At 64.4% G+C, this 22,529-nt stretch carries 23 protein-coding genes; 13 read left to right on the top strand and 10 right to left on the bottom strand.

What is annotated here, in order from left to right:
- Window positions 1–19 precede the first annotated feature (19 nt).
- Window positions 20–1,318, bottom strand: a complete 1,299-nt coding sequence (locus ACQKRQ_RS36755) for an MFS transporter (protein ID WP_408314142.1) — start codon at window positions 1,316–1,318, stop codon at window positions 20–22.
- Between the two features lie 192 nt (window positions 1,319–1,510).
- On the opposite strand from ACQKRQ_RS36755, the gene ACQKRQ_RS36760 reads away from it, so the two are divergent.
- From ACQKRQ_RS36760 to mdcH, 8 genes are read left to right on the top strand one after another with little or no spacing between them, the layout of a single operon-like run.
- Window positions 1,511–2,284, top strand: coding sequence for a GntR family transcriptional regulator (locus tag ACQKRQ_RS36760; RefSeq protein ID WP_427482527.1), 774 nt, complete (start codon window positions 1,511–1,513; stop codon window positions 2,282–2,284).
- Window positions 2,285–2,293: 9 nt separating this feature from the next.
- Complete coding sequence (gene mdcA / locus ACQKRQ_RS36765) at window positions 2,294–3,973, top strand: malonate decarboxylase subunit alpha (RefSeq protein WP_132382765.1); 1,680 nt, start codon at window positions 2,294–2,296, stop codon at window positions 3,971–3,973.
- Between the two features lie 2 nt (window positions 3,974–3,975).
- Window positions 3,976–4,968 carry a triphosphoribosyl-dephospho-CoA synthase gene (locus tag ACQKRQ_RS36770; RefSeq protein ID WP_427482529.1) on the top strand — a complete coding sequence of 331 codons (993 nt, stop codon included), beginning with the start codon at window positions 3,976–3,978 and terminating at the stop codon, window positions 4,966–4,968.
- Window positions 4,956–5,270 carry a malonate decarboxylase subunit delta gene (locus tag ACQKRQ_RS36775; protein ID WP_132382761.1) on the top strand — a complete coding sequence of 105 codons (315 nt, stop codon included), beginning with the start codon at window positions 4,956–4,958 and terminating at the stop codon, window positions 5,268–5,270. Before ACQKRQ_RS36770 ends, ACQKRQ_RS36775 begins: the two co-directional genes overlap by 13 nt.
- The gene (locus tag ACQKRQ_RS36780) at window positions 5,267–6,151 is read left to right on the top strand and encodes a biotin-independent malonate decarboxylase subunit beta (RefSeq protein ID WP_427482531.1); all 885 of its coding nucleotides are present in this window, start codon (window positions 5,267–5,269) and stop codon (window positions 6,149–6,151) included. The genes ACQKRQ_RS36775 and ACQKRQ_RS36780 overlap by 4 nt, the downstream gene beginning before the upstream one ends.
- A complete protein-coding gene (gene mdcE, locus ACQKRQ_RS36785) occupies window positions 6,148–6,966 on the top strand; it encodes a biotin-independent malonate decarboxylase subunit gamma (protein WP_427482533.1) in 819 nt (272 codons plus the stop codon). Before ACQKRQ_RS36780 ends, mdcE begins: the two co-directional genes overlap by 4 nt.
- Window positions 6,966–7,670: a malonate decarboxylase holo-ACP synthase gene (locus tag ACQKRQ_RS36790; protein ID WP_427482566.1), complete on the top strand. Its 705-nt coding sequence runs from the start codon at window positions 6,966–6,968 to the stop codon at window positions 7,668–7,670. Before mdcE ends, ACQKRQ_RS36790 begins: the two co-directional genes overlap by 1 nt.
- Window positions 7,670–8,602 carry a malonate decarboxylase subunit epsilon gene (gene mdcH, locus ACQKRQ_RS36795; RefSeq protein WP_427482535.1) on the top strand — a complete coding sequence of 311 codons (933 nt, stop codon included), beginning with the start codon at window positions 7,670–7,672 and terminating at the stop codon, window positions 8,600–8,602. The genes ACQKRQ_RS36790 and mdcH overlap by 1 nt, the downstream gene beginning before the upstream one ends.
- Before the next feature lie 29 nt (window positions 8,603–8,631).
- On the opposite strand, the gene ACQKRQ_RS36800 is transcribed toward mdcH, so the two are convergent.
- Complete coding sequence (locus ACQKRQ_RS36800; protein WP_408178467.1) at window positions 8,632–9,570, bottom strand: LysR family transcriptional regulator; 939 nt, start codon at window positions 9,568–9,570, stop codon at window positions 8,632–8,634.
- Between the two features lie 183 nt (window positions 9,571–9,753).
- Between ACQKRQ_RS36800 and ACQKRQ_RS36805 the strand changes: the two genes are divergently transcribed.
- Entirely contained in the window at window positions 9,754–10,533 is a 780-nt protein-coding gene (locus tag ACQKRQ_RS36805) for a putative hydro-lyase (RefSeq protein ID WP_427482537.1), read from the top strand.
- 66 nt (window positions 10,534–10,599) lie between these two features.
- Window positions 10,600–11,901, top strand: a complete 1,302-nt coding sequence (locus tag ACQKRQ_RS36810; RefSeq protein ID WP_427482538.1) for an MFS transporter — start codon at window positions 10,600–10,602, stop codon at window positions 11,899–11,901.
- A 19-nt stretch (window positions 11,902–11,920) separates the two neighbouring features.
- Here ACQKRQ_RS36810 and yjfF read toward each other — a convergent pair whose 3' ends face one another.
- The 6 genes from yjfF to ACQKRQ_RS36840 all read right to left on the bottom strand — a co-directional run bounded on the left by yjfF (window position 11,921) and on the right by ACQKRQ_RS36840 (window position 17,867).
- Window positions 11,921–13,018: a galactofuranose ABC transporter, permease protein YjfF gene (gene yjfF / locus ACQKRQ_RS36815; RefSeq protein WP_132382745.1), complete on the bottom strand. Its 1,098-nt coding sequence runs from the start codon at window positions 13,016–13,018 to the stop codon at window positions 11,921–11,923.
- Entirely contained in the window at window positions 13,015–14,046 is a 1,032-nt protein-coding gene (locus ACQKRQ_RS36820; protein WP_408313979.1) for an ABC transporter permease, read from the bottom strand. The genes yjfF and ACQKRQ_RS36820 overlap by 4 nt, the downstream gene beginning before the upstream one ends.
- On the bottom strand, window positions 14,043–15,680 hold the full coding sequence (locus tag ACQKRQ_RS36825; protein WP_427482541.1) for a sugar ABC transporter ATP-binding protein: 1,638 nt from the start codon (window positions 15,678–15,680) through the stop codon (window positions 14,043–14,045). The genes ACQKRQ_RS36820 and ACQKRQ_RS36825 overlap by 4 nt, the downstream gene beginning before the upstream one ends.
- A 193-nt stretch (window positions 15,681–15,873) precedes the next feature.
- A complete protein-coding gene (locus ACQKRQ_RS36830) occupies window positions 15,874–16,860 on the bottom strand; it encodes an ABC transporter substrate-binding protein (protein ID WP_132382739.1) in 987 nt (328 codons plus the stop codon).
- A 249-nt stretch (window positions 16,861–17,109) separates the two neighbouring features.
- On the bottom strand, window positions 17,110–17,256 hold the full coding sequence (locus ACQKRQ_RS36835) for a hypothetical protein (RefSeq protein ID WP_427482543.1): 147 nt from the start codon (window positions 17,254–17,256) through the stop codon (window positions 17,110–17,112).
- Window positions 17,256–17,867, bottom strand: coding sequence for an alpha-ketoglutarate-dependent dioxygenase AlkB family protein (locus tag ACQKRQ_RS36840; RefSeq protein ID WP_427482545.1), 612 nt, complete (start codon window positions 17,865–17,867; stop codon window positions 17,256–17,258). Before ACQKRQ_RS36840 ends, ACQKRQ_RS36835 begins: the two co-directional genes overlap by 1 nt.
- Window positions 17,868–18,020: 153 nt before the next feature.
- Between ACQKRQ_RS36840 and ACQKRQ_RS36845 the strand changes: the two genes are divergently transcribed.
- Window positions 18,021–18,605: a malonic semialdehyde reductase gene (locus tag ACQKRQ_RS36845; RefSeq protein ID WP_132382735.1), complete on the top strand. Its 585-nt coding sequence runs from the start codon at window positions 18,021–18,023 to the stop codon at window positions 18,603–18,605.
- A gap of 31 nt (window positions 18,606–18,636) precedes the next feature.
- Here the strand turns inward: ACQKRQ_RS36845 and ACQKRQ_RS36850 are convergent, their stop codons facing one another.
- On the bottom strand, window positions 18,637–18,966 hold the full coding sequence (locus ACQKRQ_RS36850) for a hypothetical protein (protein WP_427482546.1): 330 nt from the start codon (window positions 18,964–18,966) through the stop codon (window positions 18,637–18,639).
- A gap of 390 nt (window positions 18,967–19,356) precedes the next feature.
- On the opposite strand from ACQKRQ_RS36850, the gene ACQKRQ_RS36855 reads away from it, so the two are divergent.
- Window positions 19,357–20,520 (top strand): metallophosphoesterase, encoded by a 1,164-nt coding sequence (locus tag ACQKRQ_RS36855; protein ID WP_427482547.1) that lies wholly within the window; start codon window positions 19,357–19,359, stop codon window positions 20,518–20,520.
- A 19-nt stretch (window positions 20,521–20,539) separates the two neighbouring features.
- Here the strand turns inward: ACQKRQ_RS36855 and ACQKRQ_RS36860 are convergent, their stop codons facing one another.
- Complete coding sequence (locus ACQKRQ_RS36860) at window positions 20,540–21,064, bottom strand: hypothetical protein (RefSeq protein WP_427482548.1); 525 nt, start codon at window positions 21,062–21,064, stop codon at window positions 20,540–20,542.
- A gap of 658 nt (window positions 21,065–21,722) precedes the next feature.
- Here ACQKRQ_RS36860 and ACQKRQ_RS36865 point away from each other — a divergent pair.
- A complete protein-coding gene (locus ACQKRQ_RS36865; RefSeq protein WP_427482549.1) occupies window positions 21,723–22,430 on the top strand; it encodes an MgtC/SapB family protein in 708 nt (235 codons plus the stop codon).
- Window positions 22,431–22,529 lie beyond the last annotated feature (99 nt).

Raw genomic sequence — 22,529 nt, forward strand, 5'->3', positions numbered from 1 at the left:
CTCAGCCAAACGGCCAAACTCACTGCGGTAAAACCTCGCCCTTCGTCTCCGGCGCGAACGGAATCACGAACAGGCCGACGATAAACGCGAGCGCCGTCAACGCCACCGGCACGCCGAGCGTATGCATATGCAGCACCGCCGCGCCGAGCAGAAAGTTGACGCCCGCGCCGACGAACCGCCCGAACGACGTGCAGAACGCGAACGCCGTCGCCCGCACGCGGGTTTCGAACTGCTCCGGCAGCCACAAGCTGAACAGCGCGAAATTGCCGCCGAAGAAACCCAGCACGAAGAGCCACGCGATGAACGGCGCGAGCCCATTGGGCAAGTAAAACGCCCAGCCGAAGCTGCCGACGATCGCCACCGCCATGCCGACGAAGTAGATCGCCAGCGTCTTCTTGCGGCCGATCCGCTCAGCGAGCGGCGGTAACGCGAGACAGCCGAGGATCGTCGCGATGGACAAGAGCCCCGTGGCCAGCGACGCCGTTCTGATCGCATCGTTCTTGGCCATGCCGGCCTTGGTCGCCAGTTGAATCACGGCGGACGGCTCGTACACCGCGCCCGCCCACAGCCCGATGATGGCGATGGTCAGCAGAATGCACGCGACCCAGGTGCGGCGTCGATAGGCCGGTCCCATGATCTCGCGCAAGGGCTTGGTGCGCACGGTGCGCGCCTCGGCCTTCTCCCACTTCTCCGACTCTTTCACCCGCAGCAGGATCAGAATCGCGACCACCACCGGCACCGCACCGGTCAGGAACATCGCGCGCCAGCCGTAATGCACGCCGACCGTGTAGTTCAGCGCCGCCGCAAGGAAGAACCCGGCGTAGTAGCCCGTTTGCAGATAACCGGCGCCCATCTTGCGACGATCCTCCGGCCACGCCTCCGCCACATAGGTCCCGGCCAGCGCCCACTCGCCGCCGATGCCGACGCCTGCAATGAAGCGATAGATACCGAGCTCCCACACGTTGTGCGAAGTCGCCGCGAGTCCCGTGAAAATGGCGAACGTGAAGATGGTGCCGGCCAGCACCTTGGTGCGGCCGAAGCGGTCGGCGAGCGGCCCCCAGATGAACGACAGCCCCCACCCGACCAGGAACAGCGCGAACAGGATCGACCCGGCCAGGCCGACGTTCGCCGGCGTCGCCGCATAACCCGAGCGCGGCAGCAGTTCGGTCAAGGCCGGCGTCAACACGAGCGCGTAGATGAACGAGTCCATCCCGTCGAGCGTCCAGCCTGCCCACGCCCCCCAAAAACCTGCGATCTGCGAACGATTGAGCGGCGTGCGGCGCCGCGAGACCGACGTGCGGTCGGTTAGTGAATTCATCATGCTCCTCCGGCCCAACGGTTGGCGTACTTAGGGTTGACGTACTTAACGCGAACGACGAGATGGCGCGTTTGTGATGAACCGAGGCGTCCTCGCACGACCAGTCAGAGGACGCAACGGACAGCGGGGCAAAAAAATTCCCGGGTTTGCCCGCCTGTAATTCGCGTCTTTTCATATATAATATTTGATATTATGAGCGACGCAACAAATGGTTTTCCCCTGGACGCCCCGGCGCGCATGCCGCTTCTACCCGCGGCGGCGCCGCGTGAGAGCACGTCCCGCGTGATTGCGGAGGCGCTGCGTGCGGCGATTGTCGACGGAACGCTGGCCCCCGGCGCGCCGCTGCGGCAGGACGCGATCGCGCGGCATTTTTCAGTCAGCGCAATTCCCGTGCGCGAGGCCTTGCGCCAGTTGGAGAGCGAGGGCTGGGCCAAGGCCGCCGTGCATAAGGGCGCGACCGTTGCGCCTTTGTCGGCGGAAGAAGCGCGCGAAATCTACGAGATCCGCTCGGCGCTGGAGAGTCTCGCCATCGGGCTGGCGATTCCTAATCACACGGCCGCCACCTTGCAGGAATCCGTCGCTCTGTGCCGCGCCGCCGAGCTCGAGGCGAACCCGTCGCTGTACGTCGCGCGCAATGCCGCGTTTCATATGAGCCTGTATGCGCCCGCCGGCCGTCCGCAACTCGAGGACATGATCGGCACGCTGCACCGGCGTGGTGAAAGATATCTGCGCCTGAAGTTCGGCTTGCCGTCGTACAAGGGCGAGTCCGACAATGAACACGCCGCCCTGCTCCACGCCGTGCAACGCCGCGACATTCCCGCCGCGCAAAAGCTGGTCGTCGCGCATCTGCTGGGCACGGGCGACCTGCTTTATCGTTTCCTGACCGAACGCGCGCAGGCCGAGGCCGCGCTCGCGAATCAACCCAAGCCGCGCGGCAGACGCCCGCGTGCCACCACCGGGAGCTGAGAGAAGCCGATGAACCAACCCGCCGAAGCCGCTGCGTCCGCAGTTTCAACACCTACCGCCCGTTCGTGGACCACGCGTCGCGACGAAAAGAACCGCCGCCTTGCCGCCATTGCACCCTGGCTCGAAGACGGCGTGTTGCCGCCGGAGCGCATCGTCGACGCGCTCGAAACGCTGATTCAGCCGGGCGACCGCGTCGCTCTCGAAGGCGACAACCAGAAGCAGGCCGATTTCCTGTCGCGTTCGTTCGCCAAGGTCGATCCGCAAAAGATCCATGACGTACATCTGCTGATTTCAAGCATTGGCCGCCCTGAGCATCTGACGCTGTTCGAGCGCGGCATCGCGCACAAGGTCGACTTTTCGTTTGCCGGGCCGCAGAGCCTGCGGGTCGCGCAACTGCTCGAAGACGGCCAGCTGGAAATCGGCGCGATCTACACGTACGTCGAGTTGTACGCGCGCATGTTCGTCGATCTGACGCCGCACGTCGCCCTGCTGTGCGCCGAAAAGGCCGACCGTCACGGCAATCTCTACACCGGCGCGAATACCGAAGACACGCCCACCATCGCCGAGGCCGCCGCTTTCCGTCATGGCATCGTGATCGTGCAGGTCAACGAGATCGTCGACGAACTGCCGCGCGTCGATATTCCGGGTTCATGGGTCGACGTGGTCGTGCAGGCGGACCGGCCGTTCGCCGTCGAGCCGCTGTTCACGCGCGATCCGCGCCATATCGGCGACCTGCAGGTGCTCACCGCCATGATGGTGATTCGCGGCATCTACGAGCCGTACGGCGTGAGCTCGCTGAATCACGGCATTGGTTTCGATACGGCCGCGATCGAATTGCTGCTGCCCACGTACGGCGAATCGCTCGGTCTGAAGGGCAAGATCTGCCGCAACTGGACGCTCAACCCACATCCCACCATGATTCCGGCGATCGAATCGGGCTGGGTCGACAGCATTCATTGTTTCGGCAGCGAAGTCGGCATGGAGGCGTATATCGAGGCCCGTCCCGACGTGTTCTTCACCGGCAACGACGGCAGCCTGCGCTCGAACCGCGTGCTGTGCCAGTTGGCCGGGCAATACGGCGTCGATCTGTTCATCGGCTCGACCTTGCAGATCGATGCGGACGCGAATTCGTCGACTGTCACCCGCGGGCGTCTCGCCGGTTTCGGCGGTGCGCCGAACATGGGCCACGATCCGCGCGGCCGGCGTCATTCGAGCGAAGCGTGGCTCAAGCTGCTGCGCGATGAGGGTCCAGTGTCGCGTGGCCACAAGCTGGTCGTGCAGATGGCCGAGACCTACAAGAAAGGCGGCGAGCCGACCTTCGTCGATGAACTCGACGCCGTCGCGGTCGGCGCGAAAAGCGGCATGCCGGTCGCACCCGTGATGATCTACGGCGACGACGTCAGCCACGTGGTCACCGAAGAAGGCATCGCGCATCTGCACAAGGCCGAAGGCATCGACGAGCGGCGCGCGGCGATCGCCGCCGTGGCCGGCGTGACGCCGATCGGGCTGCGCGCCAAGCCGGAGAAAACAGCGGAGTTGCGCCGGCGCGGCATCGTCGCGTATCCCGAGGATCTCGGCATCCGGCGCGGCGAGGCCAAGCGCTCGCTGCTGGCGGCACGCAGCATCGACGATCTGGTGACGTGGTCGGGCGGCCTGTACGAGCCGCCGGCGCGCTTCAGGAGCTGGTGAGCATGGCGCCCGCTGCTTTGCTGGCGCGCGCGCAAGCGCCGTGTGGCCGCGCCGTGCGCGCGACGCCGGCCGATTCGCGCGTCGACGTTGCCGACGGCTCACACGCCACGGCCCGCGCCGCCCATCTCGCGCCTACGCTTTCCGACACACAGTTGGCACGTTATGCCATCACCGCACTGATCGCCGAAGCGCAACTCACGCCCAAGCCCGCGCTGGTCGACCGGCGCGGCAGCGGCGCGCATCGCGACCTCGATCTCGACACCATGCTGCGCTCGGCGCACGCGCTCGAGCCGACCTTCGCGATGCTTGCCCGCGCGGCGCGCCGCCGCGGCGAACCGTCCGCGTTGCTGCGCGCCGAACTCGCGCAGATCGGCCGCGCCGGCGAACAGGACATGTTGCAAGCAACAAGCGGCAGCAACGCGCATCGCGGCGCGATCTGGATCGTCGGCCTGCTGGTCGCGGGCGCGTCGCTGCCCATCGGCGGCATGCGTCCGAACGCGTCGCAGATCAGCACGCTTGCCGCGCAGATCGCCTGCTTCCCGGATCGCTTCGCCGCGCCGTCCGACAGTCACGGTGAACGCGCGCGTCAACGCTACCAGGTCGGCGGAGCGCGCCGCGAAGCGCAAGACGGCTTCCCGCATGTCGTCGATGTGGGCCTGCCCGCGTTGCTCGCGGCACGCGACCGAGGCATCGACGAAAACGCCGCGCGCGTCGACGCCCTGCTCTCGATCATGGCAAAGCTGGACGACACCTGCCTGCTGCATCGCGCGGGCTTGCCCGGTTTGCACGCCGGGCAACACGGCGCGCAACGCGTGCTGGACGCGGGCGGCAGTTCGACGCCCGCGGGCCTTGAAGCGCTCGCCGCGCTCGAACACAACTTGCTATCGCTCAACGCATCGCCCGGCGGCGCAGCCGATCTGCTCGCCGCCACCCTCTTTCTCGACATGCTGGCGCATCACGACGCCGACAGGAGCTCCGACTCATGGAAAATCTGACCTTCGACTATCCGGCGAAACGCGCCGTCACGACCCGCGCGCATGTCGGCGTGGTGGGCTCGGGCGATCTGGAAGTGCTGCTCTCGCCCGCCGATCCGGCTAGCGCACTGACGGCGCACGTCGTCGTGCGCACCAGCGTCGACGGCTACAGCCACATCTGGAAGAGCGTGTTCGACCGCTTTTTCACCCGCTACGACGGCGCCGCGCAAATCGAAATCAACGACTTCGGCGCGACGCCCGGCGTGGTGGCGTTGCGGCTCGCGGAGGCCGTCGAAGCCGCCGAACAGGGAGACGACGCATGAATACGGCTGCGACCGCTCATCTCGCGCCGATGCTGCGCGAGAGTTTCATCGAACTGCCGGCGCGCGAGCGCGCTCGCTCGCTGCTGGATGCGGGCACTTTCCGCGAACTGCTCGGCCCGTTCGACAAGATCGAATCGCCGTGGCTGCCGTTGCAAGGCGTCGTCTGCCAGGCGGATGACGGCTGCGTGATCGCGCGCGGCACCATCGACGGCGAGCCCGCCGTGGTCGCCGCGATCGAGTCTGCGTTCCAGGGCGGCAGCATCGGCGAAGTGTCGGGCAGCAAGATCGCCGCGGCGCTCGAACTGGCCTTGCGCGATTGCGAACGCGGCAAGATCGTGCGGCCGGTCGTGCTCTTCGAAACCGGCGGCGTGCGGCTTCAGGAAGCCAATCTCGGCCTCGCGGTGATCGCGGAGATTCAGGCCGCGATCGTCGCATTGCGGCGGCATGTGCCAGTGGTCGGCGTGATCGCGGGTATGGTCGGCTGCTTCGGCGGCATGTCGCTGGCGGCTGCGTTGTGCTCGTACCTGGTCGTTACGAAGCAAGGGCGGCTCGGCATGAACGGCCCCGAAGTGATCGAACAGGAAGCCGGCATCGACGAGCTCGATGCAAGCGATCGCCGCCGCGTGTGGCAACTGATCGGCGGCGAACAGCGGACGGCGACCGCGCTCGCCGATCAACTGGTCGACGACGACGCCGACGCGGTGCGCACCGCCGTGCGTTCCGCCTTCGAGCAAGGCGTGCCCGCCGCGCATCGCAGCGAACAGGTCGACGTTTTCCTGAACCGGCTCGCGCAGATCGATCCCGCCAGCGTCACACCGGAATCCATGCGTGACGTGTTCAACCGTCACGGGCAAACCGAATCGCGCAAGGAGCAAGCATGAGCGATGCACAATCTAGCCGCGGCGCGCGCTGGTTCCAGGCGCTGGCAGGCGAATCGATCAGCCAGGCGCCCGTGTTGAGCGGCGACGCGCCGCTCGGCGGCGAGACCGCGCATTTCTTCTCGGTCGTGCCCGATCCCGCCAACCGCTTTCCGCGCGCGACCGATAACGTGGTCGGCCTCGAACAGGGCTGGCGGCTCGCGCGCGCCGTGCGCGATGCCGTTGCGCGGGATGAAGCGAGCGGCACGCGCCGCCCGATCGTCGCGATCGTCGACGTGAAAAGCCAGGCGTACGGCTATCGCGAGGAGATGCTCGGCATTCACCTCGCCTGCGCCGCGGCCGTCGACGCCTACGCCGCCGCGCGCGACGCGGGCCATCCGGTGATCGCGCTGATCGTCGGACCGGCGATGTCGGGCGCCTTCCTCGCGCACGGCTATCAGGGCAACCGCATCGTCGCGCTCGACGCGCCCGGCACCATGGTTCACGCGATGGGCAAGGAAGCCGCCGCGCGCGTCACGCGCCGCACGGTCGAAGCGCTCGACGCACTCGGCGAAACGATCGTGCCGATGTCTTACTCGATGACTTCTTTCGCCAAACTCGGCCTGCTCGACCAGTTGATCGACGGGGTCGATGCCGACGCGCCGGACGCCGCGCAGATCGAGCGTGTGCGGCAGGTGTTGACCGAGCAGATTCGCAGCGTGCGCGACGATGGCCGCCGCAATCTCGCGCATCGGCTGGAATCGGCGGCGGCGCAGAAGAATCGCGCGGCGTCGATTGAAGTGCGCCGCCGTCTCGCCGAACAATGGGATGCCGTGTGATGCAAGTGTGTGCCGCGCCGCCGTTTGCAATCGAACACGCATTGTCGTGCGAGGCGCGATGGCGGCCGCATGATTTGCTGCGTCTGCAACGCTTGCAAGCATTCGATGGTGAACCGGCGTGGGTGCGCGGGGCTTTCCAGCGCGCGCCGTATGCGGTCGTACGACGCGCGCTGGTGGCCAACGGGTACGTCGCGATCGGTATGCGCGGTGCCGGGCGGTCGGAGCGCTATGGCACGTGGGCAGCGTCGGCGGATGTGGTGAGCGCCGTGTCGCCGGAAGCGCTCGCTTTTTCATGCACGCCACTCGCCGGGCGCAACGCACTGCCCGCTTTCGCCGCGCTCGCCGCGTTGCAGGAGAACGCGACGGGTCAGTTGAGTGCATTCGTCTGGGGACCGACTGGTAGTGCCGGTTTCGAACTTGCGACACACGTACCGACGGTGACGGCAACGAGCGATCTCGACCTGCTCATCCGCACCCACGACAAACCGCTCGCGCAAGTTCGAGCCGTTGAATTGCTGCGGCATCTGCAAGCGCTGGCGGAACGCATCGGCGTGCGCGTGGACGCGCAGCTCGATACGCCCGCCGGCGGCGTGGCGCTAGCCGAGTGGGCAGCGGGCAAACCGCGCGTGCTGGCACGCCACGAGCGTGGCCCGCAACTGATCGAGAATCCCTGGGCCGCCACGTCTCACGGCGGCGACGCCTGATGCTCGCGCTGCTTTTCCCCGGCCAGGGCGCGCAGACGGATGGCTTCCTGCATCGTCTGCCGGAGCATCATGCGGTGCGCGACACGCTCGCGGAAGCGTCGCAGGTGCTCGGCGTCGATATGCTCACACTGGACACGCCCGACGCCTTGCGCTCGACCGTCGCGGTGCAGATCGGCTTGACGGTCGCGGGCGTGGCGCTCACGCGCGCGCTGGCTGCCGAACGGTTCGTGCCGGAGATCAGCGCGGGCTTATCGGTCGGCGCATATCCGGCGGCAGTGAGCTGCGGCGCGATTCACTTCGAAGACGCGCTGAAAATGGTTCGCCGCCGGGCCGAATTGATGGAGACTGCGTACCCATCCGGCTACGGTCTCGCCGCGATATCGGGTTTGACCGAGTATCAAGTGGAAACCCTCGCTGCGCGGCATGCCGAAGAAGAACAGCAGCATGTCTATATCGGCAATGTGAACGCGCCGCGCCAGATTGTCATAGCGGGCCCGAATGATGCACTGGACGCCTTCATCAAACGCGCGCTCGCAGCGGGCGCGCGCAAGGCCACTCGCCTCGCGGTGAGTGTGCCGTCGCATTGCGAATTGCTCGCGCAAGCCACGGACGAACTGGTCGCCTACGCGAAGGACGTGCCCTTTCACGCGCCGCAAAGCATCTATGTCGGCAATCGCGGTGGCCGTCCGTTGTATACGGCGGACGCGATCCGCAACGACCTCGCGACCAATATCCGCTACACCGTGCGCTGGTTCGACGCGCTTACGGTCATGCAGGAAATGGGCGCACATGTGCTGATCGAAGCGCCACCGGGCCAGGTCTTGACCGACATCGCGCACGAATACTTTCCTGAAACCGCCGCGCTCGCAGCCAGCACCTTCTCGTTCGATCGACTCGTGGCCACCGCGCGACGGCGTCTGGACGCCGGCTAAACACGCCGCGCGGTGTTCGTCAGCATGCCTCAGCGTTTCTCGATCAACTGCCGCCCCATCGCCTTCGCATACTGATCGCACGCGTTACGCGCGACGCGCGATGCCGCCAGCACGCCGACATCGGCGTCGTCACGGTAATACATCGCGACATCGATCGGCGGCGGCAGCGGACGCACCTGCAATTGCCCCAGTTCGCCGTTGCTCAGATAAGGCTCGACGAATAGCGCGGGCACCGCCGCAATCCCATAGCCGTCGCGCAGCAGTTTCACGATCACCGCGACCGACGGCATGCAGGTCACCTGAGTCTGCGCGAACGGCACACCGGCGCGCTTTGCGAGCGCCTGCACGATCGCGTCGACGGCGACTTGCGGCGCGGTGCCACGGCCGAAGGTCAGCACGGGTTTGCTCAACATCGTTTGCACATGTTTCGCGCGGCTGGCGGGAATCAGATCGCTGCGCGCGATCCAGCGCACGGGATAGCTCGCCAATAAGGTCGACACGATCGACGCCTCATGCTCCCCGGTTTCTTCCACCTGAATCACCAGATCCAGTTCGCCCGCGCGCAAACGCGGCCCGAGTATCGCGCTCGAATCGACGGTGAGATCCACGACGATGCGGTTGTACTCGAGGTTCAACATGCGGATGTAGTCCGGCAGCCAGCTATGCACCACCGTCTCGATCACGCCGAGGCGCAAGCGCGTCGCCACTTGCGTCTCGTCCTGCGCGGCCAGTTGCAACGAGCGCGTGGCCTGCACCACCGAGCGCGCATGCGCGAGCAGACGCTCGCCATTCGCGGTGAGCTGAAATTCCGCGGCATCGCGCTCGATCAACTCGACGCCCAACTCCGCTTCGAGCGTTTTGATGCGCAGCGAAATCGCCGCGGGCGTCGCGTGCATGGCGGTGGCGGTCGCGCGAAAACTGCCCAGACGGGCAAGCGTCAGAAACGTTTCGACAAAGCGGGTATTCATTGCAGGTTCTCTCAACAGCGGCGGGATGGACGCGATCATCGCCGCAAACCGGCTGCGGCGCTGTTAAGTTTAATTTAACGAAACGCAATAAAAACTCGCTGGATGGATATTTTTGACGTTACTAATCTGGGTTGCATCACAGAGCTTTTCAGCCAGCGCGATCTACCTGGAGTCGAGCAGTCCATGCCCTACACGCCGTCCGAGTTTCGTCAGCAGATACGCAGCCGCCGCCTGTCCGGCCCCACTGCGGGCTATTGCGGCGACTATGCGCAAGCCAACCTCGCCATCCTGCCCAAACAACACGCCGACGATTTCCTGCGCTTCTGCACGCTCAATCCGAAAGCCTGTCCGCTGCTGGGCATCGGCGAACCAGGCGATTGGCGCGTGCCCGCGCTCGGCGCCGATCTCGACATCCGCAACGACGTGCCGGCGTTTTATGTGTACCGGCATGGCGAGCGCGCCGAGGAAGTGCGCAGTCTCGACGAATTGTGGCGCGACGATCTGGTGGTGTTCGCGATCGGTTGCTCGTTTTCCTTCGAAGAAATGCTGCGGCGTGAAGGCATCGCGCTGCGGCATATCGAACAGCAGGTCAATGTGCCGATGTATCGCACACACGAGCGCAATGTGGCGGCCGGCGTATTCGGCGGCAACCGCGTCGTCTCGATGCGGCCGATGAAAGCCGCCGACGCCATCCGCGCGATCCAGATCACCAGCCGCTTTCCCGCCGTGCACGGTGCGCCGGTTCATATCGGCGATCCGTCGCTGATCGGCATTCGCGATCTGGCGCGTCCCGATTTCGGCGACGCCGTCGAAGTGCGCAGCGACGAGTTGCCCGTGTTCTGGGCTTGCGGCGTCACACCGCAAGCCGCCATCGAAAGCGCGCGTCTGCCGTTCGCGATTGCGCACAAGCCGGGGCACATGCTCGTCACCGACATTCCCAACACAACGCTGGCGGTGCTGTAGCCGCGGCGTTTGCCCCCATCACCAGCCGCGCGACGAGACGCGGCCAACGACGACCGGAGTGCAAGCATGGAAACCGAAGCGCAGTTGACCGCCGATGCCGGGCATTCCGACGCGGCCGGATCAGGAAAAGGCCCGTTCGCGTGGTATCGGCAGATCTCCGCCAGTGAGAAGCGCGCCTTCTGGAGTTGCAAGATCGGCTACGTGCTCGATGCCATGGACACGCAGTTCCTGAGCTTCGTGATTCCGACGCTGATCGCGACGTGGGGCATCACGCGCGGCGACGCCGGTCTGATCGGCACGCTCACGCTGCTGAGTTCGGCGCTCGGCGGCTGGGCTGCCGGCGTGCTGTCGGATCGCATCGGCCGGGTCAAGACACTGCAGATCACGATTCTCTGGTTCGCGGTCTTCACGCTGGCTTGCGCGCTGGCGCAGAATTTCTCGCAACTGCTGTGGGCGCGCGGGCTGATGGGACTCGGCTTCGGCGGCGAGTGGACGGCCGGTGCGGTGCTGATCGGCGAAGTCATCCGTGCGCGCGATCGCGGCAAGGCGGTGGGACTCGTGCAGGCGGGCTGGGCGATCGGCTGGGGTATCTCGACGTTGCTCTTCATGGCCGTGTTCTCGCTGGTGCCGGCCGATTACGCGTGGCGCGTGCTGTTTGCGATCGGCATTGCGCCGGCGCCGTTCGTGATCTGGATCCGCCGCTTCGTCGACGAACCCGAAGTGCATCGGCAGCAGAAAGCGGCGCAGGCCGCCACGCAAACGCGCACCTCGCTGCTCGATATTTTCCGTGGCGAGATTCTGTGGACCACGCTGCGCGCGTCTGTGCTGGCAACCGGCGTACAAGGCGGCTACTACGCGGTGACCACCTGGCTGCCGACGTATCTGAAGACCGAACGGCATCTGAGCGTGATCGGCACCGGCAGCTATCTGGGCGTGGTGATCATCGGTTCGTATTGCGGCTACCTGACGGGCGCTTATGTCAGCGACAGAATCGGCCGCAAGCGCGCCTTCATCGCGTTCGCACTGGCGTCGTGCGCGATTGCGCTGATCTACACGCAACTGCCGCTCGACAATCTCTCGATGCTCGTGCTCGGTTTCCCGCTCGGCTTCTGCGCGTCCGGCATTTTCTCGGGCATGGGCGCGTTCCTCACCGAACTGTTCCCCACGCGGATTCGCGGCTCCGGTCAGGGCTTCTGCTACAACTTCGGGCGGGCGGTCGGCGCGACGTTTCCGTTCCTGATCGGCTACGTCTCGCAGACGATGACGCTCGGCCACGCGATCGGCGTGTTCGCAGCGGCGGCGTATGGTGTCGTGATCCTCGCCGCGCTGACGTTGCCTGAAACCAGAGGACGGCAACTCAGCGCGTGAGCCGCCGCAGCGAGCGTGTTCAAGCCTGCTCAGGCGCGCGCCCGATCACATGCGAATCCGACGCCGCCGATCCGTCCGCGTGCCCGCGTTCCCGTCCCGCGGTCACGACCGCGCCGGTGCCACCCGGACGCCCTACCGATTTGGCGTGACGCTCGATCAGCCGTTGCAACAGGCAGAACGCGCACAGCAAGGCGCCGATCACAATGCGGGTCCACCACGAACTGAGCGTGCCGTCGAACGTGATCAGCGCCTGGATCGTGCCGAGAATGCCGACGCCGAACAGCGAGCCGATCACATAGCCGACGCCGCCCGTCAGCAGCGTGCCGCCGATCACGGTCGCGGCGATCGCATCGAGCTCCATGCCCTGCCCTTGCAAACCGTAGCCCGACAACACATAGAACGTGAAGACCGCGCCGCCGAGCGCCGAGCAGAAGCCGCTCAGTGCATACACGCCGATGCGTGTGTGCGCGACCGGCAAGCCCATCAGCAAAGCCGAGCGCGCGTTGCCGCCGATCGCGTAAACGTTGCGCCCGAACCGCGTGAAGTGCGCCACATAGATCGCCGCCAGCAGCGTGACGAACGCGATCAGCACATTCGCCGTCACCGAGCCGACGCCGATGTCGAGACGAAACGCCGAAATCTTCTGGAACGTCGGATCGGTGATGGTGATCGACTGCGTCGTGATCAGAAAGCACAAGCCGCGCGCGAAGAACATGCCGGCCAGCGTGACGATAAACGCCTGCAAGCGGAAGAAGTGAATCAACGCGCCCTGCACCGCGCCGAACACGGTGCCCATCAGCAGCACGATCGGCAGGATCACCCAGACCGGCCAATGCAGATGTTCGGACAGCACCGCTTCGACGATGGTCGTCAGCGCGACGACCGATCCCACCGACAGGTCGATGCCGCCGGACACGATCACGAACGTCATGCCGATCGCCACGATCAGCAGGAACGCGTTATCGACCAGCAGATCGAGGAGCACTTGCCACGAGAAGAACCCGGTGTACATCACCGAGCCGAATCCGAACAGCGCGCAGAACAGCAGGATCGTAACGGCAATCGGCAAGGTGCGCGGATCGACGATATGAGCCCAGGCTTCGAGGATGCGTCTCATCGCGCCACCCTCCGTTGCGTGACAAGCGATAGACCGAGCGCACGCGCCGACGGCGACTGGATCACGCTCACCGCAAGCACCACGGCCGCCTTGACGACGAGCGTGGCTTCCGGCGGCACGCCGATCGAATACGTGGTGTAGGTCAGCGTCTGAATGATCAGCGCGCCCAGCACCGTGCCCGCGAGACTGAAGCGGCCGCCGAGCAGCGACGTGCCGCCAAGTGTCACCGCGAGGATCGCGTCGAGTTCGAGCAGCAGGCCGGCGTTGTTGCCGTCGGCGCTGCGCACGTTCGAGCTGATGAGAATGCCCGCCATCGCCGCAGTCAGTCCCGAGAAGCCGTACACCGCGAAGACGAGCGCTTTGGATCGCAAGCCGACCAGACGCGTGGCGACCGGATTGACTCCGATCGCGCGAATGAACAGCCCGAGCGCCGTGCCTTCGACGAGCGCGGCGGTCGCCAGCACCGCCACCGTGGCGATCCACACCGAGCACGGCACGCCGAGCCAGTAGCCGCCGCCCACGAACAGATAGCCCGGCGCGCCGATCGGAATGATCTGCCCTGCCGTCAGCAATTGCGCGATGCCCCGGCCGGCCACCATCAGGATCAAGGTGGCGATGATCGGTTGCATGCCGACGAAGGACACCAGCAAACCGTTCCACATGCCGCTCAGCACGCCGACGATCAAGGCCGCGATCAGCGCCTGTGCGATCAGTCCACCGGTCGGCACCGGCTGCGTTGCCAGTATCGTGGCGGCGGCCGCGCCCGCGATCGCCACCACGGCGCCCACCGAAATGTCGATGCCGCGCGTCGCGATCACGAGTGTCATGCCGGTGGCGACAAGCACCAGCGGTGCAGCGCGATTCAGCACATCGATCGGCGCGCCGAATAGATGGCCGTCGAGCATGCGCAACGACAGAAAATGCGGATTGACCCACAAGTTCAACCCGCACAACAACACCAACGTGACGCAAGGCCAGATCAACGGCCGCTCGGCGCCGTCGCGCACGAACCAGTTCGATAGCTTCATTCGCCGCTCCCCGCGATGAGTCGATAGATGTTGTCCTCGTTCGACGCTTTACCGGCCACTTCGGCGATCTTGCGACGGTCGCGCAACACCGCCACGCGATGGCTCACGCGCAGCACCTCGTTGATCTCCGACGAAATGAACAGGATGCTCAAGCCGCTCGCGCACAGCGCCAGCAGACGATCCATGATGTCGAACTTGGCCGCGACGTCGATGCCGCGTGTCGGCTCGTCGAGGATCAGCAGCTTGGGATCGGTGGCGAGCCAGCGCGCCAGCAGCGCTTTCTGCTGATTGCCGCCGGACAGCAGGCCGATCGGCTGTTCCGCATCCGCGGCCTTGATGCCGAGCCGCTCGATCCATAGATCAGCCAGTTCGCGCGCGCGTTGCCGGTTGATCTTGCGCCACCAGCCACGCCGCGCCTGCAAGGCCAGCAGGATGTTCTCGCGGATCGACAGTTCGGCGACGATGCCTTCTTTCTTGCGGTCTTCCGCGCAATAGCCTATGCCGTGGCGCACCGCATCGCGCGGCGAGCGCAGCCGCACGGGGCGGCCTTCCACCAGAATGGTGCCGCTGTCGGCGCGGTCGGCTCCGAACAACAGCCGCGCGGTTTCCGTGCGGCCCGAGCCGAGCAAACCGGCAAGCCCGAGGATCTGACCCGGCTGCACGTCGAGGTCGATCGGCTGCATGGTGCCGCGCCGTCCGACGCCGCGCAGCTCGATGAATGGCTGGACGGTCTGCGCGACTTGTTTTTCATGCGTGTCGTGTCCTTCGTGGGCGGCTTCACGCAAACGTGCGCTCATGCGCTCGTGGCCGACCATCTTCGATACCAGTTGATCGGCCGGCAGATCGCGCGCGAGATACTCGCCTTCGCGCTCGCCGTTGCGCATCACCGTAATGCGATCGGAGATGGCATACGTCTGTTCGATGAAATGCGTGACGAACAGAATCGCAATGCCCGATTGCTTAAGATGCCGAAGTATTTTGAAAAGCTGGCTGACTTCGCCGTCGTCGAGGCTCGAGGTCGGCTCGTCGAGAATCAGCACACGCGCGTCGACGGAAAGCGCCCTCGCGATGGCCACCATCTGTTGCACGGCGATCGGATAGGCATCGAGCGAACGGGTGACGTCGAGCGTCACGTCGAGGCGCGCCAGCGCGGCTTGAGCCCGTCGCTTGATGTCGGGCCAGTCGATTGCGCCGAAGCGTCTCGGTTGCCGGCCCGCGAAAATGTTCTCCGCTACCGAGAGATTCGGGCACAGGTTCACTTCCTGATACAGCGTGCGCACGCCGGCCGCTTCCGCTTCCTGCGGCGAGGCGAACGCCACGACCTCGCCACCGAGGCGGATCGTGCCGGCGTCCGGCGCGACGACGCCGGTGAGCACGTTGATCAAAGTGGATTTGCCCGCGCCGTTCTGCCCCATCAGCGTATGAATCTCGCCGGGGAACAGGCGGAAATCGACCCGCTGCAGCGCCTTCACACCCGGGAACGTCTTGCTGACGCCGGCGGTGGCGAGAATCGGTTCGACAGTGTTCGTGGTGCCGTCGGCATGGGTTGCCGCGGCGCCGGTGATTCCGGTGGCGGCTTGGGCGTTGCCGGTGCCGCCAGCCGGCGGATTCGGTTCGGAAGCGGGATGCGTCATAGACCTCGCTCGATCGGCGGTGCGTGGTTCGGCGGCCTCCAGCAGCCTCCAGCCGGCATTGCGCGGAAAAGAGGCCGCCCGCTACCCAAGCAGACGGACGGCCAGGCACCACTGGAGAAACCTTTTTTCGTGTGTCGGTACTGCGCTTCCCTGTCGCGCGCTTATTACAGTCAGGAAGCCTTATCAATTGCCGTCAATACTTGCGCGTCGGTAGTGTCTGCGCGGCGACGCTCATCGGGAAGACCGTCTCTTCCGTCAGGATACGCTTGGGCAGCGGCTTGCCGGCCACCACATCCTTCACCGCCGACATCAATTGCGGCCCGAGCAGCGGACTGCACTCCACATCGACGTTCATCTTGCCAGCGGCCATCGCCTGGAAGCCGCCCTTGGTCGCATCGAACGAAACGACGATGACGTCCTTGCCCGGATGCATGCCGGCCTCTTCCATCGCCTGGATGGCGCCGAGCGCCATATCGTCGTTATGCGCATAAACAACATTTATTTTATTTCCATATGTCTTTATAAACGCTTCCATGACCTGCTTGCCGCCAGCCAGCGTGAAGTCGCCACTTTGCGAGGCAATGATCTTGAATTTGGGATCGTTCTTGATCACTTCGAGAAGACCCGAGTGCCGGTCGTTGGCAGGCGCGGATCCGACCGTTCCTTGAAGTTCAGCGATGTTGACGGGGCCTTGGTCGTTTTTATAGTGATCCGCGAGCCAATGACCACCGCGCCGCCCTTCTTCCATGAAGTCCGAGCCGATCATCGTCACGTAGAGCGAGGTGTCTTTCACGTCGATGTTGCGATCGGTGAGAATCACCGGAATCTTCGCGGCTTTAGCCTCGCGTAGCACCGGTTCCCAGCCCGACTCGACGACCGGCGAAAACGCGATCACGTCGACTTTCTGCGCGATGTAGGAACGGATTGCCTTGATCTGGTTTTCCTGCTTCTGCTGCGCGTCGGAGAATTTGAGCTTGATCTTCGCCTCGGCCGCAGCGGACTTGACCGATTCGGTGTTGGCGGTTCGCCATGCGCTTTCCGCGCCGACTTGCGCGAAGCCCAGCGTGATCTGTTTGTCCTGCGCGTAAGCGCCCGGCGTGGTCAGCGTCAGCGCACCAAAGCCCGCGCAGAGTGCGAGCGCGCCCAACGCACGACATGCGGCGCGTCGTGTATTCGCCATGACTGTCTCCTGATCGTTGTTGTGTAGGCGACCCATCGAATCCGCCCAGCCGTTGCGGCCCTCACGGTGCGTGGATCGTGATGTAGCGTAGTGTGTAGGGCGTTAACCGTCCAATCATATGATTCGCGTCGGCGATATCAATTTTGGTATAGCGGGCGGTAGCGGTTGTGGCGTGGACGTGGGATGAGGTGTTGACGTGGGTGGGTGCATTGGTTGGCTCGGCGATGCGCCTGGCGCTTTTTTATGCGCTTACGTGCTCGGCTGCTTGTTCGGCTTGTTCGGCTTGTTCGGCTTGTTCGGCTTGTTCGGCTTGTTCGGCTTGTTCGGCTTGTTCGGCTTGTTCGGCTTGTTCGGCTTGCTCGGTGACGCGGCGCCGCCGCCCAACACGCGACCCATCAGCGGACACTCGCGCGCGGCGTCACCCATCGAAACGTCAGATTGATCCGCTCGCCCGCCACGCGCGGCTCCTTCGGCACCCGATGCCGCCAATCCGCTTGCGTGTTGCCCTTCATCACCAGCAAGCTGCCGCCCTTCAGCGAAAAAGACTGCACGACGCCGGTCTTGTTATGCCGCAGATCGAACGTGCGTGCGACACCCAGGCTCACCGAGGCGATCACCGGCTGTGCGCCGAGTTCGGGCTCGCGGTCCGCATGCCAACCCATGCTGTCGGTGCCGCTGCGGTAGCGGTTGATCAGCACGCTATTAAAATGCGCGTTGCAAATAGACTCCACGGTGGACTTCAGCTCGGCGACGGTCGGCGTCCACGGTTGTGGCACGTTGCGAATACCCGAGTAGACATAGACGGCGTCAGGCTCGCCTTGCCAGGCGGTCAGCCGCGGCAGCGGCACGCGGCCGGCCGGCGTGCCCATCATGTCCTGACGCCATTCGACTTCGTCGATGAGTTGCGCCAAGGCCCGTGCCGCCCTTTCAGGCGGCAGCCAGTCGGGATACCAGTCGACGTCGGGGGCCGGCTGAGCATCGGAAAAATCCGCAAAGAGATCCGTCATGAGATTGCCTGAGTACGATCGCGCGCTCAATGCGCGACCGGAAAGAACCTTGGCTATTATGGCTGCAACGACGGCGACGCTCCTACGCGCGGCTTGCGGTTTGATCCGGCGCCGTCCTTTCCAATTCACACACAACCTTCAAGGAACAATCAAATGATTCTTTCCGACCAGGCGCTCGATCAGCTTTTCCGCGAAGCGCGCACGCATAACGGCTGGCAGCAAAAACCTGTCGACGACGCCGTGCTCAAACAACTCATCGAACTCGTGCTGCTCGGCCCGACCTCGGCCAATTCCAGCCCGGGCCGCTTTGTCTTCGTCAAAACGCAGGAGGGCAAGGAGAAGCTGCGCCCGGCTTTGTCGCCAGGCAATCTGGAGAAGACGATGGCAGCGCCGGTCACGGCGATCGTCGGGATGGACATGGAGTTTTACGAGCACCTGCCGAAGCTGTTTCCGCACGCCGATGCGCGCAGCTGGTTTGCCGGTAACGACAAGGCGATCGCCGACACGGCATTTCGCAATTCGACGCTGCAAGGCGGCTACCTGATTCTCGCCGCCCGCGCGCTCGGCCTGGACACGGGTGCGATGTCGGGTTTCGACGCCGCCAAGGTCGACGAAGCGTTCTTTGCCGGCACGACCGTAAAGTCGAACTTCCTGATCAATCTGGGCTACGGCGACCCCTCGAAACTGTTCCCGCGCAGCCCGCGCTTCGCTTTCGACGAGGCCGCGCGGATCGTCTGATCCACGGCGCCCGATCTGCTGTTGAAAGCGGTCAACTCAAGATCGCCACGTAGAACACCACGGCGCCGATCAACGCGCCAATGAAGCAGAAACCCTCTTCGGCGTCGTCGCCGTTGGACCGAACCCAAGCCCCGACGACGCCGAACAATCCCGCGATACCCAGAGCGACACTGAGCATCACGACATAGAACAGCGCACTTTTGCCCAACTCGGAAAAATCGATGTTGCGCACGCCGACGTACACGCCGATCGCCATCACCGAAATGACGACGAGCGGCAGCATGACATGGCTGCCCTCGTGTCCGACGTGATGCGCATGGTGCGCGTGGCGGAACGGGTTGCCTGATCTGAGCAGCTTCATGTGCGCCTCCTGCTTCGCCTTCCGGCGGCGACAAAACGAACCGCTAAGCGGACTGCGACGGCTTCATTGTGGCCCTCGCCCTGGCTTTAATACAAGCCGGTTCTATTTGAGAATAGTCCACGCCCGGACACAATTCAAAGCCCATTTAATTCGACCGTATCAGCCGGCTGGACGGCCTGCGTACAACAGCGTGGATTCCTGCAATGCAGTAACGTGCGAACACCTTCAGAGGTACGCGGTCTGGCGTGCCGACATCGAATTTGGCGCCGCCGGCACGCGCTTGCACATCTCGGTAGAATGGATCGGCTCGTCGGCCATGGCATTGCCGCGGCCGACGAGCCGCCGCCGCTCCTCCGCTTGTGCCGGCCCCTTCCCGCCTTGATCTTCTCTATGCGCCGCTCATCGTTTCTTGTTCGCATCATCCTGATTGGCATCCTCCTGCACATTTACGTGGGCTTGCGTCTGATTCCCGACATGCCGATCGATACCACCGGCCGCTGGCTGTGCGTGTTGTGGCTCGTGCTGTCGATCTTTCTGATTCCGCTCGGCATGCTCGCGCGCACGATCAAACAACAACCGCTCGGCGACCGACTCGCATGGGTCGGCCTGCTGGCGATGGGGTTCTTCTCCTCGCTGCTGGTCCTGACTTTCGCGCGCGACCTCGTGCTCGCGTCGCTTCTGACCGTCGACGCAATCTGGCCGAACACCGTCGCCATCGCACACTGGCGAACCGGCTCAGCGGCGGCTGTGCCGTTGCTCGCCCTGCTCTCCACGCTCGTCGGCCTGTTCAACGCTCGCCGCCGCGCCAAGGTGGTGACGATCGAAGTGCCGATCGACGATTTGCCCGCCGCGCTCGACGGCTTCACGATCGTGCAGATCAGCGATATTCACGTCGGCCCGACCATCAAACGCCGCTATGTCGACGCAATCGTCGACGCGGTGAATCGCCTCAAGCCGGATCTGATCGCTGTCACCGGCGATATCGTCGATGGCAGCGTGCCGCAACTGACCAAACATACGCAGCCGCTGTCACGGTTGAGTGCGCGCCATGGCGCTTTTCTCGTTACCGGCAATCACGAGTATTACGCCGGCGCCAACGCCTGGATCGACGAATTTCGCCGCCTGGGACTGAACGTCCTGCTGAACGAGCACGTGATCGTCGATCACGACGGCGCACGCGCCGTGATTGCCGGCGTCACCGATTATTCAGCAGGCCATCACGACCCGGCGCACCGCAGCGATCCGGTCGCCGCGCTGGCCGGCGCGCCTGGCGACGTGCTGATCAAGGTGCTGCTCGCCCACCAGCCGCGCTCAGCGGAAGCCGCAGCAGCAGCCGGTTTCACGCTGCAGCTATCCGGCCACACGCATGGCGGCCAGTTCTTCCCGTGGAATTTCTTCGTGCGCTTTCAGCAGCCGTTCACCGCCGGTCTCGCGCGGCTGAACGGACTCTGGGTGTACACGAGCCGCGGCACCGGCTACTGGGGACCGCCGAAGCGTCTGGGCGCACCTTCCGAAATCACGCGCTTGCGTCTCGTACCCGGCGAACCCGATTAAGCTCCGACGAAGGCGCCCGTTACTGCGCGGGCGCCACGGCCACGCTGACTTGCGGCGCGAACGCCACCACCACTTGCATACCCGGCGTCACGCCGGTGATCTTCGCCGGATCGCGGCCCTGGATATGGAACACGGACCCATTCGGGCCTTTGAGCGCCATGATGCCGGAAGCATGGTCGATGGCCTCGACGTGAGCGGTCACGCTCTGAACCGTGTTCGACCGGGCGATCTGAGCCGCGGCCGCTCGACCGTCCGCACCCTGCGCGACGCTGATCACGGCATTGCGCATCATGCGGATGTGAACTTTGCCCCCTTGCTTGATCTGCGCAAGATTGCGCGTGTCGGTGATGTTGAACGACGCTTCGCCGCCCTGTGCATCGAGCACAGTGACCGAATGGTTGGCCTGATCGACTGATTTCACGACGCCGTCCGCCTGCAGCGTGCTGCTGCCTTCAAACGGTGCCGGCAGACCTGCGGCCGACGATACGAGTGGAGCGGCAGCGATCAACGCGCCGGCGATGAAGCCAAGAGCTTTACCTTTCATATATTCCTCGATTCGGATGGGCGGCGGAAACAACGACGTCGTGCGGATCGCGGCGCCGTCTGAACGATGCGAGAGCAAAAAACGCGGAATTGAGCGCCAAGGCCGTGCGACGTGTTCCGAGTGATGCAGACAGTGTGTTTTCCGGGATGAACATCGTCAATATTCGGAGTCCGTATTTATGTGGGAATAGCTTCCCTATCAGCTCAGAAACTTCCCCAAAGAAAGCGTGCAACTGATTCGCCGCCGCGCCTGATCGCGGCTTGACTTAACTTTGCAGAGGCGCCTAAAATCCGCCCAATTCATCTACCTGGAATCACGATCTTGGACAGTAGCTGCAGTACACGCCGAGCTTCGATTCGCCCGATCGCCTGATCAGCAGGATTTCCGCGCCAGTCTTTACCTGTCGCCGTCTTGCCTTCGGGCCGGCGGTGCACGTCGTTGATACCCGCTTTCTACCAGCGAAATTGCCAGTGAAGTCGCAGTGAAGCGCCGCATGGCCTGATGCCGTGCTGACGTTGCTCGCCTTTCAGCGCTGCGAGTCTTCGTTTGCGCTGCGTTGCGCCGTGCCTGAACGCGCCCGCGTCCCATCGAGGCGGACGTGTCGCTGTCACGCATACGGTTCACACTGTGCGATTTCGCGCCTCAACCTTGCTTACCGATGACAATTGAATTCGTCTGGCGGCTTCTCGCCGCCTTCGCCTGTGGCGTCGCGATCGGCCTCGAGCGGCAGATACGTCAGCGCAATGCAGGCCTGCGCACCATCACGCTGGTCGCGAGCGGCGCGTGCCTGTTCGTCACGCTCGGCGTACTGACCGGCAACGGCACGGCGGGCATCACCCAGATCGCCGCGTATGTGGTCTCCGGCGTCGGCTTTCTCGGCGGCGGGGTAATCATGCGCGACAAGGGTTCCATTCAGGGGATCAACACCGCGGCGACCTTGTGGTGCTCGGCCGCGGTGGGCGTTTTGTGCGGCGCGGGCCATTACGGCCCGGCGCTAGCCGGCACCCTGGTCGTGCTGTTGACCAATACCGTGCTGCGCGAAGTCAGCCGTACGATCAACGCGACGCCGGTATCGAACGCCGACCTCGTCCGCGAATACGTGTTGACAATCGTCTGCCGGGAAGCCGACGAGATTCACATTCGTACCGCCGTATCCAACTCCATGTATTCGACGCCGCTGTCGTTTCAAAGCCTGACGAGCGAGGACGTCGAAAACGACCGAGGACGCATTCGCGTTACTGCAACGTTGAAGATGCATCCCAAGGATCAGTCGAAGCTCGAACAGATGGCCAGCCGCATCAGCATGGAAAAGAGCGTCTCCAGCGTCAGTTGGACGGCCAGAGAAGCGGAGCCGACGCCCGAGTAAGCGTAATGCGTAAGTCCCCCATCTGCGCGCGCATCGTCTACACTTGATCTGCAATAGATTCAGACAATGTTAATTCCGCGTCCTGAATATGGACTGTCC

Source organism: Paraburkholderia sp. NPDC080076, from assembly GCF_050281145.1.
GTDB lineage: Bacteria > Pseudomonadota > Gammaproteobacteria > Burkholderiales > Burkholderiaceae > Paraburkholderia.